The sequence below is a fragment of the Nocardia sp. NBC_01329 genome (assembly GCF_035956715.1).
Lineage (GTDB): Bacteria > Actinomycetota > Actinomycetes > Mycobacteriales > Mycobacteriaceae > Nocardia.
Genome location: NZ_CP108381.1, coordinates 2,274,960 through 2,291,203, shown reverse-complemented (window position 1 = coordinate 2,291,203; position 16,244 = coordinate 2,274,960). Strand labels below are relative to the sequence as shown.

Here is a 16,244-nt window from a genome sequence, read left to right as displayed (position 1 = left end):
GGCTCGACCCACTCCGATGACGCGAACCATCTTCTCGCGCAGTTCGATCGGCGCCGATTGCTCACCCCGGCGCCGCGTTCTACGCTTTGGTGACCTGAATCACATTTTCCAGCCAGATTTCTTCGCGATAGAGAGGGTCGACATGGCCGAACCGGCGCACCGGACCGGCGTTCGAAAACCGGTCGGCGTGGACACCACCCGGGCCAGCATCGCCCGTGTCTACGACTACAGCCTCGGCGGCAAGGACAACTACGACATCGATCGCGCCGCCTACTCCTCGATCCTCGAGGTCGCGCCACGGCAGGGCGATGTATCCATCATGAACCGGCGCTGGCTGCACCGGGTCACCCGGCACCTGGCCGGGGCGGCGGGTATCGATCAGTTCCTCGATATCGGGGCCGGTCTGCCCACCGTCGCCAACACTCACGAGGTCGCCCAGCAGCAGAACTCGGACGCGCGGGTCGTCTATGTCGACAACGACCCGGTCTGCAACGCGCACGGGCGAGTACTCCTCGAACAGAACGAGAACACCCACTTCGTGCCCGCCGACCTCCTCGAAGACAAGACCCTGCTGCGCAATTCCGACGTGACCAGGTATCTGGACATGGACCGGCCGATCGGTCTGATCCTGTGCGGGCTACTGCATCATGTCGACGACGAACTCGACCCCGTCGGGATCATGCACAGATATGTGGAACTGCTACCGCCCGGGTCCTATCTGGCGATCAGCCATTTCTACGATCCAGGGCCGGACGATCCGCAGCATCACACACTCGCCAAGGAACTCGAACGTCGCTTCACCGAAAAGGGCCTGGGCTCGGGCTGGTATCGCACTGCCGAGCAGATCCTCGAATACTTCTGCGGCCTCGAACTCCTCGAACCGGGTTTGGTCCAGCTGGATGAGTGGTGGCCCGCCGGACCGCCGCTGCGGCCGCGCTATCCGGAAGAGAATGTCATGGTCGGTGGTGTTGCCTACAAACCGATAGCCGGCACCACAAACCACGCGAATTGACCCGCGTGTATCGGGCCGGGCCCGCCGCTATCCGTTGACGCGACGGAAAGCGGCGAGGATCCCGGCCGGTATCCGGCCGCGCGCCGATACCTCGTGCCCGTTGCGTAGCGCCCACTCCCGGATCAGCTTCGCCGATGCCGACCGGGTCGGCCGCTCTCGCTTCGTCCGCGCGGCCCGTCCGGCCTTACGCGCGAAGGGGGTCCATTTGCCGAAGACTGCGCGCAATTCCCCCGCATTGGCTTCGGTCAGGTCGATCTCGTACGTAACGCCCTCGAACGCGAACACCACAGTTTCGGCCGCGGGTGATTCGTCGTCGAGGTCATCGATCAAACTGATGACGACCTTGCGCGCCATGGGCTTGCTCCTCCGATCCCCAATTATCTTGCCGGATATGACATCAACTACCCCGTGGCCGTGTGAAAGATCCGGGCCTGCCCGCAGCGCCGGCACAGCGACCTCATCCGGGGGATGTGAGCATACCGCTCCCGATGACAGAGAAGTCGCCGGGGCACGATCGACCCGGGTTACCGTGGCGGGGCCGAACGAAAGGAACATCCATGGGCGAGTGCGAGTCCGAGCGGCCCGAGACGATCGAGTACCGGCTACCGCACCTGACGATGACGGCACTCGCCTGGGGAGATCCCGGCGGGCGGCTCGCCCTCTGCTTGCACGGATTCCCCGACAGCGCCTGGACCTGGCGTCATCTCGGTCCCGCACTCGCCGAGCACGGATACCGGGTGATCGCCCCGTTCACGCGGGGATACGCGCCGACCGCCGTACCCGATGACGGCGACTATCACCTGGGCGCCCTCGCCTACGACACGCTCGCGCTGTACCGCGCACTCGGCGCCCCGCCGGGCGCGGTGCTGATCGGCCACGATTGGGGTGCGCTGACCACCAATACGGTTGCCGCGCAGCCGGATTGCCCGTTTCGACGGGTCGCGTCACTCGCAATACCGCCGGTCCCGGCCCTGCGCCCGCGCCGCGGTGCGGGAATGGCGGCGTATCTGCGGCAGTTGCGGTTCAGTTGGTACATCCTGTTCAACCAACTGCCGGGAATATCCGAACGGTCGCTCGATCGACTGATCCCCCGGCTGTGGCACGACTGGTCCCCCGGGTATCGGGCCGACGCCGATATCGCACACACTCTGGCGGCTCTTCCCACCACCGCCCACCGAACCGCGGCGCTGTCCTACTACCGGACGTTCGTCCGGTTCGCCGGGAAGCCGGCCGCGCCCTATACGGAACTCCACCGGCACTGGGACGGCGCTCCCCAGGTCCCCATGCTGTACCTGCACGGCGATGCCGACACAACCCTGCATCCGGCGTTCGTCACCGGGGTGGGCGAGGTTTTGGCGCCCGCAGGCGGAACGAGCGAAACCCTGTCCGGATCCGGGCACTTCCTGCATCTGGAGCAGCCCGACCGCGTGGCGGAACTCCTGGTGGACTTCTTCGGCGACGCGCCGCCCGCGGACTGACACGGCCGCCCCGCACCGGCCCCGGAACCGAGGTTTCTTCGCCCGAGGCGAGCCCTTGCGCCATATCTCGATGCGATACGGCTACTCACCCGCTATGTTTCCGGTCACATCCGTAATAATCCCGCTTCCGCGATTATTACGAACACCCATATGATCGCGCGGTGGCAAGTGAGTCGGAGACGAGCACCCTGATCGAGCAATTCGTGCTCGCTGTCTGCGATCCCGGAAAGTGGCAGGGCGTCGACCGGATGGCCGAACTCGACCTGACCCTGTCACAGGCCCGGGTTCTGTTCAGCGTGGTCCGGCACACCGAGCCGCAACCGATCCACACCATCGCGGACGAACTCGGGCTGTCGATGACCGCGGCCGGCCGCAATGTCGATCGGCTGGTCCGCCTCGGTCTGCTCACCCGGCAGGAGAGCCCCACGGATCGGCGGGTCAAACTCGTCGGCCCCACCGAACACGGGCATCACCTCGCCTGGGATCAGATCGCGATCCACCTCGCGACGATCGACAAGGTCGTCGACCGCTTGCCCGACGCGTTACGCGAGGACCTCGGACGGGTCCTCGCCGCTGTGCTCGAGTCCGGGGCCGTGCACAACGTCGTGGCGTGCCCCCCAGCATCGTCAGGAGACAATTCGTGAACGCAAGCCCAGCCCCCGCGCCCGACGCGGGGGCTTCGGACAGAATCGACGCATCGGTACTGAAACTGGCCGGTGTGGTGGTTCTCGGCGCCATCATGTCCATTCTGGACATCACGGTGGTGAACGTCGCAATGCCGACGTTCCAGACCGAATTCGATGTCGCCAACTACTCCACGGTGGCCTGGACGGTCACCGCCTATACGCTGGCGCTGGCCACCGTCATCCCGCTGACCGGCTGGGCCGCGGACCGTTTCGGCACCAAACGGCTCTATATGATGGCCCTGGTGCTGTTCACCTTCGGTTCGGTGCTGTGCGCGCTGTCCTGGAACATCGGCGCACTCATCGGGTTCCGGGTGATCCAGGGCCTGGGTGGCGGCATGCTCATGCCGCTGGGTATGACGATCATGACCAAGGCCGCGGGACCGGAGCGGATGGGCCGGCTGATGGCCATCCTGGGTGTTCCCATGCTGCTGGGTCCGATCCTCGGCCCGATCCTCGGTGGCTGGCTCATCGAGGACGCGTCCTGGCATTGGATCTTCCTGATCAACCTGCCGCTCGGCATCATCGCGCTCGGCTACGCCTGGGTCGTGCTGCCCAAGGACACGCCGCGGGCCGGTGATTCGTTCGATTTCGTCGGCATGCTCATGCTGTCGCCGGGTCTGGCGCTGTTCCTGTACGGCATCTCCTCCATCCCGGAGGAGGGCACCGTCGCCACTCCGAAGGTGTGGGCGACCATGCTGGTCGGCGGCGCGTTGGTGGTCGCGTTCGTGTTCTACTCGTTCAAGCCCAAGAATCCGCTGCTGGACCTGCGGCTGTTCAAGAACCGCGATCTGACGGTCGCCACCGTCACGATGTTCCTGTTCTCCGCTTCGTTCTTCGGCGGGCTGCTGTTGATCCCCACCTATTTCCAGCAGGTGCGGGGTGAGAGCGCGCTGCTGGCCGGGCTGCTGGTGGCGCCGCAGGGTATCGGTTCGCTGCTCACCATGCCGATCGCCGGCATGCTGGTGGACAAGGTGCCGATCGGTCGGGTGGTACCGGTCGGTCTGGCGATTCTCACCGTGACCATGTTCGGACTCACCCAGATCGAAGCAGACAGCTCGTACTTCTATGTGCTGAGTGTCCTGTTCGTGATGGGTCTCGGTATGGGTCTCACGATGATGCCGCTGATGACGGCCGCGTTGCGGACCCTCAACGAGGCACAGGTCGCCCGCGGTTCCACCCTGCTGAACATCATTCAACAGATCGCCAGTTCGGTGGGCGTCGCCGTGATCTCGGTGGTGCTGACCAACCGGATGAAGAACTCCGAAGCCGTATCGGCCGGGCAGGCGATGATGGAGGCCCAGCGGACCGGCGAACAGCCCGACCCGTCGGTACTGCAGTACGTCGCGAGCCTGGGTGAGAAGTTCGAATCCGTGATGCTCGGGGAGATGTCGGACGCCTATGCCGGTACCTTCTGGGTGGCGTTCGCACTCTGCCTGGTCACCCTCGGCTTCTCCGTCCTGCTCCCGCGTAAGGCGAGTGAGGTCGCGAAGCCCGATTCCGAGACGCCTGCCCCGGTGCTCATGCACTGATCTCCCGGCGATCCGGACCGCGACCGCCCGCCCGAACCCGACCCGGTTCAGGCGGGCGGTTGCGTTTTCCGGAACCAGTCGAGGATTTGCGGAAGAGCGACACGGACGGTATCGCCGTGGTCGATATCGCCGAGATCGACCAGCTCGGCGGACGCACCGAGCTCGGCCTTCATACAGCGTTGCGAATTCTCGAATGGCACACTGCGATCACCTCGCGCCGCGAAGAGCCGGACCGATACCTCCGGAGTCCAGTCACAGACGGTATCGCTGTCGGACATGGCCCGCAGCGCGGCACCCGTGGGATTGCGGGCCAATTCCAGATATTGCGGGGTGAGCAACTCCTCCGGAGTACGGGGCAATCCCGAGGACACCGCCAGCAGATCGTGATGTCCGTCGAACAGCGCTTCGATCCGTTGTGCGTAGGGCTGCCGGAAGGCTTGGGCCGGATCGTCGTAGAGGTGATATATGCGGTTCATCGCGGTCATCCAATAACCCAGATACAGCACAGCAGACCGGCTCTCGACCCGCCCGTCCAGCGCGGCCGGCGCCTGCACCTCTTGCACGGCGTATGCCCCGCTCACCGCCGCGGTGGCGGCCAGGCCGAACCCCTCGACAGCGCCACTGCGCAGTTCACGGGCGAGTGCGAGGGCGGCCTGGGCGCCCTGGGAGAATCCGGTCACCAGCACACCGGGATCCAGTTCGCGGCGCTGATCGGCGAGCAGTGAACGGGCCGCCACCAGCAGATCCGCCGATGCGGACCCTTCCGTCGGGGCGTGCGCGTACGGATGGAATCCCGGCCCTTCACCGAGACCGAGATAATCGGGGGCGACCGCGGCGTAGCCGGCGGCGGCGAACTGGACGGTGCGGGCACGTTCGGCCTCACCGTCCGCCGAAGGCGCCTCCTCCCGGCGCACCGTGGTGCCGTGCGCATAGGAGACCGTACGCAACCGCACGGTGCCGGTGTCCGGGAACACGACCAGGCCGCTGGCGGTGATAGGCGAACCGTCGGCCGCGACGGTGTTGTAGACGACCCGCTGGGCACGAATACCGTTCGCCCCGGCGACCGGATACCTCCATTCGGCGAGGTAATCGGCGGTCTCCGCACCGGTCATCTCGAAAACCGGCGTCACCGCGACGACAGTGCCGCGATCGGGCCGGTCCGTATCGCCGTTCCGCTCGCCGCCGCATCCGGCGACGAGCGCGCACAACAACACACTCGCCATCGACAACACCCGGCGCATGGCCACCCTCGTCTCCCGGCTGTGGTTCCTACTGGATCGGGCTCACCGTAACCGATGGCCGCGGGCCGTAGACGACACCGCACAGGCGCCGGCGAAACAACAACGAGGCCATCGACGATGACAGAAAGGTGAACCCCGAGGTACTTCCGCCGGCCGAGCGGCGGGACATGGTGCGACGTCTTCTCGCGCTCTGTCATATCATCAACGATCTCGTCGAGATCGCCGAGACCGGTGTTGCTGACGGCGGCCCGATCCCGGAAACGCTGTGTGCGCAGGCCCTGCAGATCCAGACCGTGGTCCGTGATGTCGTCGTGGATCTGGTGGCCAATGGCCACGCGGAACGCTCGGACGCTGCTTGAGGAGGGCGGGATACCGCGCCCTTCCGGCGAATTCGCCGATGTTCCCAGTGGTGGGCGCAGAATTAAACTGAGGCGATGGTCAAACCGAGCCCGTGGGGAGCGAGCGAAGGTGACGACGCCGTATCGTCGAGCACGGTTCGCGCCGCGCGGCCGACGACGGCGGCGGCCACGCCCGCATCCCCGCCCCTGCCCGCCGGTGCACGAGCCGAGGCTTGGGAGCGCCACCGCACTCGCGCCCGGGCAGGCCTGCGCCTGGCGCAGGAACGCGCCGAGGACATCCGAACCGCGCCACAGATGAGCGGGAAATGGGGCTATGTCGTCGCCGCCCTCGGCGGAGTCATCGTCTTCATCCTGATGTTCAAACACTGGCTGGTCGCACACGGCCCCGACGGTATGGCCGCTGCCACCCCGTTCGGGCAGATCGACTCGACCACCCGCTACCTGAGCGTCTGGTCGTCGAAGGGCCCGCCGCCCGCCGCCGATCTGACCGGTTCGTGGGCGATCGCCGCGAGCAGCATGATCGCCCTCACGATCGCGGCGGTCGCGATCCATATCGCCACCAACTCCGAACGTTTCGCGCGTATCGCCACCGGCGGCGCGGTGATCAGCGCGCTGCTGGTGGTCGTGAACATGTTGTACCTGACCGCCCGGCAAAAAGAACTCAAGAGTATGACGAACCGACGCTGGGATCTGGGTGGTCAGCTCGGTTCTTGGATCAACTGGGCGGTGAACGACGGGTCGAAACCGGTCGCGGGTCTGAACCAGGTGGATTACGTCGCCAGCAGTACGATCACCAATTCAGCGATAGCTGCGGTGATCATCTCGGTGGGTGCCGCGGTGATCGCGGTGGCGACACTGCCCCGTAGCGCCACGGGGGGCCGAATGCCCTGGCGGGTGAGCATATCCCGGGAGGCCTCGGCGAACTACTCGGCCGCGGGCAGCGACCGGGCGAACGACGGGGGAACCGCCTTTGCGGTGGAGACCCCTGTGGTCACCCAGGCGGCGCCTCCCGCTGCTGATCCGGACAGCGGGACCGCCCCTACCTCCGCTGGTGACCCCGGGCCGCCGAAGAGCTAGCGCGGGGGCCGCACCGCGATCAGTCCTGCGCGACCCGGACTTCGACGTCGATATTGCCGCGTGTCGCATTGCTGTACGGGCACACCTGATGCGCTTTATCGGCCAAGTCCTGCGCATCCTCGGCGGACAGATGCGGGAGGGTGACCTCGAGGACCACGGTCAGCCCGAAACCACCACTGTCCGTACTGCCGATACCCACCTTGGCGCCCACCGCCGAATCGTTCACATTCGCCTTCGTCCGGGAACCGACCAGGCGCAGCGCGGAATGGAAGCAGGCCGCGTACCCGGCGGCGAAGAGCTGTTCGGGGTTGGCTCCGGCGCCACTACCGCCCATTTCCTTCGGGACGGCCAGTTCGAGGTCGATCCGGCCGTCGGTGGTACGGGTATGGCCGTTGCGGCCGTCTCCGGTGGCCAGCGCCTCAGCTGTGTACAGCACACGCATCGCCGTCTCCTCTGCTCGTCTCACGCACGGTTGTCGCTACTCCCCGCAGCGAATGCCGCGGGACTGTGCGCAGTGTAGTGTCGCGCGCGGTGCCGGATCAGTTGCGGCACAGGGGAAAGTTCTGAGTATCATCCGGCGGCCCCTAATCGGCTCGAGCGATCGCGAGGCATATGTTCCCTGACCAGACCTCCACCCATTATCCGGTCTCCCCCATCCCCGACAACGCCTACGGCCGCGGGGCGCCTGTCCCCGCGCCCCGCGAATCCGACCTGGTGATCACCGGGCTGCTGTGGTTCCTGCTCGCGGCACTGGCGATCGTCTCGGTCGCGATCTCCCCGTGGTTTCTGCTGGCAACCGGAGTGTGTGAAGGGCGCGCGGATTGCAGCGCCGATCCGAGTACAGGCAATTGGCTTATTGTCCTCGGCGGCTGTTTCGGATTCCTGGTGGGTGCCGCCACCACCGTCAATGCCGCGCGCAGCGGGCGCGCACTCTACCCCGGCGCGCTGCTCGGGCTGGTACTGGTGCTGGGCGCCTGGCTCGCGGGTTCCTTCCTGATGGGCTGATTCCAGACTGCTGAACACTCGAGCTGCGGCCCGCGCGGGCCGCAGCTCGAGTGTTCAGGACCCCGTGGTCGCGAAGCGGCGATCGGTGTAGCGGCGCAGGTTCGCCAGGAAACGCCGGAACGCCAGGTTCATCAGCGGAGCCGCTGCGAACGAAGTGAACCGGGCAGGACCCGCGAGTCGCTGCGCCAGCGTCCAGGTCAGCCGGCACCCTTCCGCGGTCTCGGCAACCCGGTAGTCCTCGGCGAAAGCCGCCAGCGCACTGGTGGAGCTGCTGTTGAACCGGAACGCCATCCGAGTGTTCGGCTCCCAGGCCAGGAACTCCTCGTCGCCGACGATACCGCCGCGCATATCGACGACCCGGGTGGTACCGACCCCGCGGGGTTCGGGGCTGGTCCAGGTGACCTTCGTGATCACGCTCGCCCAGTGCGGCCAGGATTCGGCGTCGGCCAGTACCTCGAAGAGCTGCGCGGGGGTGATCGCGAGATCGACGCTGTCACTGAACTTCAGCGGAGCGTTGTCGATGAACTCGAGGCCGACGCGCTCACACGGATGCAGCGTGCTCATCGCCGGTCACCGCCGTATCCGCCCACCTGTTTCCGGTCGTTCATACGCAGCGTCCTCTCGTCGGTCGATGCAGCCGCGCCCGCACAGCCGCCCACCGATGGTTACACCTGTCCAGTCATCTGTCCAGAGCCCCCGACCGGCGTCGAACGTTGGGATCCGGGGTAGGAAAAGGGGCACCGCGCCGACCGGTCGCACAGAATCCAGGGGTTCGGCAGTGGCGTTCAGGCGCCGATGGCCCGGGCGAGATGCGGCCAGGAATCGTGCAGGTCGTACTCGAACTGACCCCAGGTATGCGCACCCGCGGGCCGGTCGATATGCACCACTCCGATCCCGAGCTGCCCCAGGCGGCCGGCGAAAGCCGAGGTGCAGACACTGGCGATCGCCTCGACCGGCGGGAAACCCCAGCCGCGGTCGATATCGCCCGGCATCCCGGAGGCGGCGGAGAGGTACACGATCTTTCCGGCCAGCCTGGATGCGTTCGCGAACGCGTCGTGGGCCTGCCAGCCCGCGCCTCCCGGCGGACCCCACATATTGCCGGGGTTGGCGCCCCCGCGCACCACCTGTGCGCTGACCATCGCGATCCCCGCTGTATCAGCGGACCACGGACATCCGCTGAAGGAAGCGACCGCCTGATACCGGCCCGGTGCCTGGATCGCGAGATCCACGGCCGACCCACCGCTCATGGAGACCCCGGCGACCGCGTTGCGGCCGGTGGTGGCGAAACGAGCGTCCACGACCGACGGCAACTCCTGGGTGAGATAGGTCTGCCAGCGAGCTCGTCCCACCACCGGATCGTCTGTGTGCCAATCGGTGTACATCGAGTAGGCACCACCTATCGGCATCACCACGTTCACGTCCTTGTCCCCGAAGAACTGCCGGACATCGGTATCGTCCCACCAGGAGATGCCGTCGGCACCACCACCGATACCGGTCAGCAGATACACCGTGGGCGCCGGTCCCCCGCCCGCCGCCGGAATGACACGATTGGTCACCACCGTGTCCATAGCGGGTGAATACACATCGAGCACGATCGAGCGACCGTCGATCGGTTTCTCCGCGTCTACCCGCGGCCCCGGGGTGGCCGCGGCGGGTTGAACGTTGAACAAGGATGCCGCGACCACCACTGCCGCGGTCGACATCGTGAGCAAGAATTTGTTCCGCACCCCTCCGGTGTACCCAATTCGCGCGTCGGCTCGCCGCCGCGTCTCGTGCCGAATTACCGTTGTGCGCCAGCGTGGCTCGCTGCCGATCATGAAATACGCAGCTGAGACCACGGATCTCCGGGCGCGCGGCACGGGTGTGCGGGGCCGGGCGGCACAGGCTCTCCGGCGTGGCGCACCCCCGCCGCGCGTGTCGTTACGGGTACGCGGAAGCGGTTGTCGGCGGGTCTGCGCATGCCCGTACCGGGCCACCCGGTAGAAAGAAGACAGGGCAGTCACCGGCTCGCGGGCGGTCTCCACGATCATCGCGACCCGGCGGAACCCGCCGAAATGTAGAAACAGTCGAACGAAAGAGCTGGTTCATGGCGTCCTCCACAGCGCGTGCACAGATCGGGGTCACCGGCCTGGCGGTGATGGGCAGCAATATCGCCCGCAACTTCGCCAAACACGGCTACACCGTCGCACTGCACAATCGCAGCGTCGCCAAGACCGACGCGCTGCTCGCCGCGCACAGTGACGATGGTGATTTCGTCCGCACCGAAACCATCTCCGAGTTCGTCGGCGCGCTGGAGAAACCGCGCCGGGTACTCATCATGGTTAAGGCCGGCGACGCCACCGACGCGGTCATCTCCGAGCTCGCCGACGCGATGGAGACCGGCGATATCATCATCGACGGCGGTAACGCGCTCTACACCGACACCATCCGCCGCGAGGCCGCGCTGCGCGGCCGCGGCCTGAACTTCGTCGGTGCCGGTATCTCCGGTGGCGAAGAGGGCGCGCTCAACGGGCCCTCGATCATGCCGGGCGGCCCGGCGGAATCCTACGAATCGCTGGGACCGCTGCTGGAATCCATCGCCGCCCAGGTGGACGGTACCCCGTGCTGCACCCATATCGGCCCGGACGGATCCGGTCATTTCGTGAAGATGGTGCACAACGGTATCGAGTACGCCGATATGCAACTGATCGGCGAGGCCTACCACCTCTTCCGGGCGGCGCTGGACCTGGACCCGAAGCAGATCGCCGATATCTTCACCCAGTGGAATTCCGGTGACCTGGAGAGCTACCTGGTGGAGATCACCGCCGAGGTGCTGAACCAGGTCGATGCGAAAACCGGTAGGCCCTTGGTGGATGTGATCGTGGATGCGGCCGAGCAGAAGGGAACCGGGCGCTGGACCGTGAAATCCGCACTCGACCTGGGTGTTCCGGTCACCGGTATCGCCGAGGCAGTTTTCGCCCGGGCACTGTCGGGTTCGCGCGGGCAGCGCGCGGCGGCCGAGGGCCTCGCCGCCGGCCGACTGGCCGCCAAACCCACCGACATCGCGCAGTTCACCGAGGATATCCGGCAGGCCCTGTACGCGTCCAAGGTCGTCGCCTACGCCCAAGGTTTCGACCAGATCGCCGCCGGTAGTGCCGAATACGACTGGAATCTGCACCCGGGTGATCTGGCCACTATCTGGCGCGGCGGCTGCATCATCCGCGCTCGCTTCCTGAATCGGATCAAAGAAGCCTACGAGAACGATCCGGCGCTGCCGAGCCTGATCCTCGCGCCCTATTTCCGGGAGGCGATCGAAACGGCGATCGACAGTTGGCGGCGGGTGGTCGCGACCGCCACGCTGCTGGGCATTCCGGTACCGGCGTTCGCTTCCTCGCTGTCCTATTACGATGCACTGCGGGCCGAACGCCTCCCGGCCGCGCTCACTCAGGCGCAGCGCGACTTCTTCGGTGCGCACACCTACGAGCGGGTGGACGCCGAGGGCAAATTCCACACTCTGTGGAGCGAGGACCGGACCGAGGTCCGGACCAGCTGACATACGGCCGCCGGGCGGGATGCCGGGCCCGGCGGCGCCCATCCCCTCTTGACTCCGGGTCATCCGACCAGTTGCAATGACGATGTGAGCTACGACACGATCATCAAAGGCGGACGCTGGTTCGACGGTACCGGCGCAGCCTCGGCGATTCGCCATCTCGGATTGCGCGGCGATCGGGTCGTGGCCGTCTCCGAAACACCGCTGGACGAAACGCACTGCCCGGATGTCGTGGACGCGGCGGGTAAATGGGTGTTGCCGGGGATGATCGATATCCACACCCATTACGACATCGAGGTGCTGAAATCCCCGGCGGCCGGAATCGGTCCGGCACGGTATCACCACCGTCCTGCTGGGCTCGTGTTCCCTGTCGACGGTTCATATCGACCCGACCGGTGCGGGCGATATCTTCGGCCGCGTCGAGGCCATCCCGCGCCGTCACGTGATCGAGACACTCCACGACACCAAGACCTGGAATTCGGCGAGCGAATACGTAACCGCGCTCGAACAACTGTCACTGGGGCCGAATATCGCTGCCATGCTGGGTCACTCGGATATCCGCACCGCACGGCTCGGGCTCGACCGCGCCACCCGCAAGGAGGTTCGCCCCCATCGCGCGGAACTGGCGGATATGGAATCGGCGCTGAACGAGGCGCTCGACGCCGGGTTCGTCGGTCTGTCGGCCCAGCAGTTGCTCTTCGACAAGGTCGACGGCGAAACCTGCCGCTCCCGCACACTGCCGTCCACCTATGCGCGGGCGAAGGAGCGGCGGCGTCTCAACGCGATCCTGCGGCGGCGCGGCCGGATCCTGCAGGGCGGTCCGGATATCACCTCTCCGCGCAGTCTGGGTGCGATGATCTTCGGCAGCCTCGGTATCGGGCGTCGCAGGCTCAAGACCAGCCTGCTGTCTGCCGCCGATATCAAGGCCAACCCGTTCGCTGTCATCCTGATCGGCTCACTCGCCCGGCTGGTGAACGCGCTCGGCGCCGATTTCCGCTGGCAGCATCTGCCGGTGCCGTTCGAGGTGTACGCCGACGGGATCGACCTGGTGATCTTCGAGGAATTCGGTTCCGGCGCCGCGGCCCTGCACTTGGCCGACCGGGTGAAACGCGATGCGCTGCTCGCCGACGAGAAGTATCGCCGCCGCTTTCGCAAGGACTACGACGCGAAATTCGGGATGCGGGTCTGGCACCGCGATTTCTTCGACGCCGAGATCGTCAGCTGCCCGGACGATGCCGTCGTCGGTAAGACTTTCGGGCAGGTCGGTGTGGATCGGGGCGGTCTGCACCCGGTGGACGCCTTCCTCGACCTCGTGCTCAAGCATGGCACCGAACTACGCTGGCGCACCACCATTTCCAACCATCGGCCCGAAATCCTGGACCGGTTCGCCGCTCATCCGGGTATCCAGCTCGGCTTCTCCGACGCGGGCGCGCATCTGCGGAATATGGCCTTCTACAATTTCGGGCTCCGATTCCTGCGCCGGATGTACCGAGCCGAACAGGCCGGTACCCCGGTGATCCCGCTCGAGCGCGCAGTGCACCGGCTCACCGGTGAACTCGCCGACTGGTACGACATCGACGCGGGCCGCCTCCGGGAAGGTGACCGCGCCGATCTGGTAGTCATCGACCCGGCGGGACTCGACGACTCGCTCGACGCGTACGCCGAGAGCCCGGTGGCTCAGTACGGCGGCCTCGAACGCATGGTGAACCGCAACGACGCCGCAGTCACAGCGGTCTACATCGGCGGGCGCTACGTTTTCGGCGACGGCACGGCCGATCCGGCACTGGGCACTACCCGGACCGGGCGCTTCCTACGGCCCGGACAGCGCTGAACCTCACCAGGGGAAGATCGCGTACCGCCCCTCAGCGCCGGTCGACGGGTACCGCGAACGACTCGAGGCCGTAGCTGCGGCGAGACGAGTCAGGCGGGGGTCACCGAGACCGGGACGCCGTTGAACACGGCATTGCCGGACGGCACGTCCAGGATCGAATCATCGGTCAGCACATTGGCGTTGACACCTGCGTTCTGCCGAGCCACCTGCTGCGAGCCGGTGGTATGCCCCCAGCCGTGCGGCAGGCTCACCACCCCGGGCATGATCGAATCGGTGGGCTCGATCGGGACCGTGAGCGAACCGACGGCAGATTTCACCAGCGCCTGCTGGGACAGTCCGAGGCGGGCGATATCGTCGGGATGGATCTGCAGCGTACAGCGATTCGTCCCACCCACCAGCCGGGGCGCATTGTGCATCCAGCTGTTGTTGGAACGTAGATGACGGCGCCCGATCAGGACCATTTCCGCCGGTGCGGCCGCCGATCCGGCGCGCAATCGGTCGAGATCGGCCAATAGCCGCGCCGGTGCCAGATCCACCTTTCCGGACGCTGTACGCAGCACCTCGGACAGCCGTGGCCGCAGTGCGCCCAGATCGATACCGTGTGGATTGCCGAGGAGGGTATCCAGACTCAGGTCCCCGCCGTTCCACTCGCCGTAGGGCCCCAGCCGCAGCATCAGATCCAGACGCTGTTCGGTACTGGTACCGCTGGACAGTTCGGGCCGCCGTTGCTCGAGGCCGGCCGACCGCAACGTGGTGCCGATGACGAGTTCGTCGAAGGCAGTGAGTGGATCGTATTCCGCGGTCGGATTGTGCGGCTGCCCAGCTACCGCCGCCGCCAGCCGCACGTACACCGCGGCCTCCGACGGCCTGCCCCCCAACGGCACCAGCGGCGGCGAGTACCGGGCGTAATTGCGGACCGCGAACTGCAGCAGCGCGAAATCATAGTGCGGGGATTGCACCGGACGCGGCGGCGGCAGGATCACATCGGCGTGCCGGGTGGTCTCGTTCAGATAGCAGTCCACACTGACCATGAAATCCAGCCCGGCGAATGCGGCATCCAGCCGGGCGCCGCTGGGCGCCGACAGCACCGGATTACCGGCAGCCGTGATCAACGCCCGCACCTGACCTTCACCGGGGGTGGTGATCTCGTCGAACAGCGTCGCCACCGGCAGTTCGCCCATCGCCTCGGGCAGGTCACGGACCCGGCTGCGCCAGCGGTCCGGCCGGAAGGGCTTGGTGCGCACGATCCCGCGGACGGCGGCGGTCGCGAACATCGCGCCACCGGGGGTGTCGAGGTTTCCGGTGAGCGCGTTGATCACGTCCACCAGCCATTGAGTGACGGTGCCGAACTCGGCGGTACAGGTCCCGATCCGGGCATACACCACCGCGGTCGGGGCCGCGGCGAGTTCGCGGGCGAGCCGACGAACGGTATCGGCGGGCACTCCGGTGCGCGCGGCGACGGTTTCCGGATCGAATTCCGCGGCTGCCGACCGCAACTCGTCCAGGCCGGTGACCTCCACACCGATCTCGGCGAGATCCTCCGCGAACAGGGCGTGCACGATGCCGAACAGCAGATAAGCGTCGGTACCCGGCCGAACGAAGAGATGCTCATCGGCCCGGGCGGCCGTACGGGTACGTCGCGGGTCGACTACCACCAGGTGGCCGCCGCGCGCCTTCAGCGCCTGCAATCGGCCCGGGAAGTCCGGCGCGGTGCACAGCGAACCGTTCGATTCGAGCGGATTGGCGCCCAGCATCAGCACGTAGTCGGTGCGGTCGAGATCGGGGACCGGGACGGCGAGCGGATCGCCGAACATCAACCCGCAGGCGAGCTGTTTGGGCATTTGATCGGCGGTACTGGCGGAGAAGATATTCCTCGAACCGAGCGCGCGGATCAAAGCTGGTGCGTACAGGGTCCCTGCGACGGTGTGCGCATTGGGGTTGCCCAGGTACAACGCCACCGACTGATTACCGTGTTCGGCCTTGATCGCCGAAATCCGAGCGGCGATCAGGTCGAATGCCTCAGCCCACTCGACCGCCCGCCACGAACCGGTGGCGCGATCCCTGATCATGGGTTCGGTGATCCGGTCGGGGTCGCCGTCGAGCTGCCCGAAACTGGCACCCTTCGGGCACAGGAAACCCTTGCTGAACGGATCCAGCTTGTCGCCACGCGCGCCGGTCACTCGATCGAGCGAGTCTACGGTCAGCTCCAAGCCGCAGGCCGCCTCGCACAGCGGGCAGGTGCGCAGCAGGTTCCGAACGGCGGTATCGGGTGCGGCAGGATTCGGTGCGGCCATGCCACCATCATCACCCTTTGAGACACCAGCCGGAAGGTGTATCGGGAGATTCGCGGCGCAACATCACCGCATCGCGAGCCCTCGAGCGAAAGCCGAACCGGCGACCAACCCCGCGAGCACAGCCACCGGCACTGCGGCGACCTTCCAGGACCACCGGCGCTCTCCGCCGAACAGGTAGCACCGAGTCTCCCGCGCCGAGGCCG

The 16,244-nt window shown here is 66.5% G+C and carries 14 protein-coding genes and 1 pseudogene; 9 read left to right on the top strand and 6 right to left on the bottom strand.

Going from position 1 to position 16,244, the window contains the following annotated elements; all coding sequences use genetic code 11:
• The first annotated feature begins 142 nt into the window (after positions 1 to 142).
• Positions 143 to 1,012, top strand: a complete 870-nt coding sequence (locus OG405_RS10755; RefSeq protein ID WP_327151475.1) for an SAM-dependent methyltransferase — start codon at positions 143 to 145, stop codon at positions 1,010 to 1,012.
• Between the two features lie 27 nt (positions 1,013 to 1,039).
• Here OG405_RS10755 and OG405_RS10750 read toward each other — a convergent pair whose 3' ends face one another.
• Positions 1,040 to 1,366, bottom strand: a complete 327-nt coding sequence (locus OG405_RS10750; RefSeq protein WP_327151474.1) for a histone-like nucleoid-structuring protein Lsr2 — start codon at positions 1,364 to 1,366, stop codon at positions 1,040 to 1,042.
• Positions 1,367 to 1,569: 203 nt separating this feature from the next.
• Between OG405_RS10750 and OG405_RS10745 the strand changes: the two genes are divergently transcribed.
• The 3 genes from OG405_RS10745 to OG405_RS10735 all read left to right on the top strand — a co-directional run bounded on the left by OG405_RS10745 (position 1,570) and on the right by OG405_RS10735 (position 4,705).
• Positions 1,570 to 2,490: an alpha/beta fold hydrolase gene (locus tag OG405_RS10745; RefSeq protein WP_327151473.1), complete on the top strand. Its 921-nt coding sequence runs from the start codon at positions 1,570 to 1,572 to the stop codon at positions 2,488 to 2,490.
• Between the two features lie 161 nt (positions 2,491 to 2,651).
• Entirely contained in the window at positions 2,652 to 3,134 is a 483-nt protein-coding gene (locus OG405_RS10740) for a MarR family winged helix-turn-helix transcriptional regulator (RefSeq protein WP_327151472.1), read from the top strand.
• Entirely contained in the window at positions 3,131 to 4,705 is a 1,575-nt protein-coding gene (locus OG405_RS10735; protein WP_327151471.1) for a DHA2 family efflux MFS transporter permease subunit, read from the top strand. The genes OG405_RS10740 and OG405_RS10735 overlap by 4 nt, the downstream gene beginning before the upstream one ends.
• 47 nt (positions 4,706 to 4,752) lie before the next feature.
• On the opposite strand, the gene OG405_RS10730 is transcribed toward OG405_RS10735, so the two are convergent.
• Positions 4,753 to 5,928: a hypothetical protein gene (locus tag OG405_RS10730; RefSeq protein WP_327151470.1), complete on the bottom strand. Its 1,176-nt coding sequence runs from the start codon at positions 5,926 to 5,928 to the stop codon at positions 4,753 to 4,755.
• Positions 5,929 to 6,074: 146 nt separating this feature from the next.
• Here OG405_RS10730 and OG405_RS10725 point away from each other — a divergent pair, with 146 nt between their 5' ends.
• On the top strand, positions 6,075 to 6,305 hold the full coding sequence (locus OG405_RS10725) for a hypothetical protein (protein ID WP_327151469.1): 231 nt from the start codon (positions 6,075 to 6,077) through the stop codon (positions 6,303 to 6,305).
• Positions 6,306 to 6,380: 75 nt separating this feature from the next.
• Complete coding sequence (locus OG405_RS10720) at positions 6,381 to 7,382, top strand: hypothetical protein (RefSeq protein ID WP_327151468.1); 1,002 nt, start codon at positions 6,381 to 6,383, stop codon at positions 7,380 to 7,382.
• 19 nt (positions 7,383 to 7,401) lie between these two features.
• Here OG405_RS10720 and OG405_RS10715 read toward each other — a convergent pair whose 3' ends face one another.
• Entirely contained in the window at positions 7,402 to 7,824 is a 423-nt protein-coding gene (locus tag OG405_RS10715; protein WP_327151467.1) for an organic hydroperoxide resistance protein, read from the bottom strand.
• A 170-nt stretch (positions 7,825 to 7,994) separates the two neighbouring features.
• On the opposite strand from OG405_RS10715, the gene OG405_RS10710 reads away from it, so the two are divergent.
• Positions 7,995 to 8,387, top strand: a complete 393-nt coding sequence (locus OG405_RS10710; protein WP_327151466.1) for a hypothetical protein — start codon at positions 7,995 to 7,997, stop codon at positions 8,385 to 8,387.
• A 54-nt stretch (positions 8,388 to 8,441) separates the two neighbouring features.
• On the opposite strand, the gene OG405_RS10705 is transcribed toward OG405_RS10710, so the two are convergent.
• Complete coding sequence (locus OG405_RS10705; RefSeq protein WP_327152298.1) at positions 8,442 to 8,942, bottom strand: SRPBCC family protein; 501 nt, start codon at positions 8,940 to 8,942, stop codon at positions 8,442 to 8,444.
• Positions 8,943 to 9,172: 230 nt separating this feature from the next.
• Complete coding sequence (locus OG405_RS10700) at positions 9,173 to 10,090, bottom strand: alpha/beta hydrolase (RefSeq protein ID WP_442790745.1); 918 nt, start codon at positions 10,088 to 10,090, stop codon at positions 9,173 to 9,175.
• 383 nt (positions 10,091 to 10,473) lie between these two features.
• Between OG405_RS10700 and gndA the strand changes: the two genes are divergently transcribed.
• Both gndA and OG405_RS10690 read left to right on the top strand, forming a co-directional pair.
• Positions 10,474 to 11,919 (top strand): NADP-dependent phosphogluconate dehydrogenase, encoded by a 1,446-nt coding sequence (gndA, locus tag OG405_RS10695; RefSeq protein WP_327151464.1) that lies wholly within the window; start codon positions 10,474 to 10,476, stop codon positions 11,917 to 11,919.
• 84 nt (positions 11,920 to 12,003) lie between these two features.
• A pseudogene (locus OG405_RS10690) lies at positions 12,004 to 13,747 on the top strand (N-acyl-D-amino-acid deacylase family protein).
• An 89-nt stretch (positions 13,748 to 13,836) separates the two neighbouring features.
• On the opposite strand, the gene OG405_RS10685 reads toward OG405_RS10690, so the two are convergent.
• On the bottom strand, positions 13,837 to 16,041 hold the full coding sequence (locus tag OG405_RS10685) for a molybdopterin oxidoreductase family protein (RefSeq protein WP_327151463.1): 2,205 nt from the start codon (positions 16,039 to 16,041) through the stop codon (positions 13,837 to 13,839).
• Between the last annotated feature and the right edge of the window lie 203 nt (positions 16,042 to 16,244).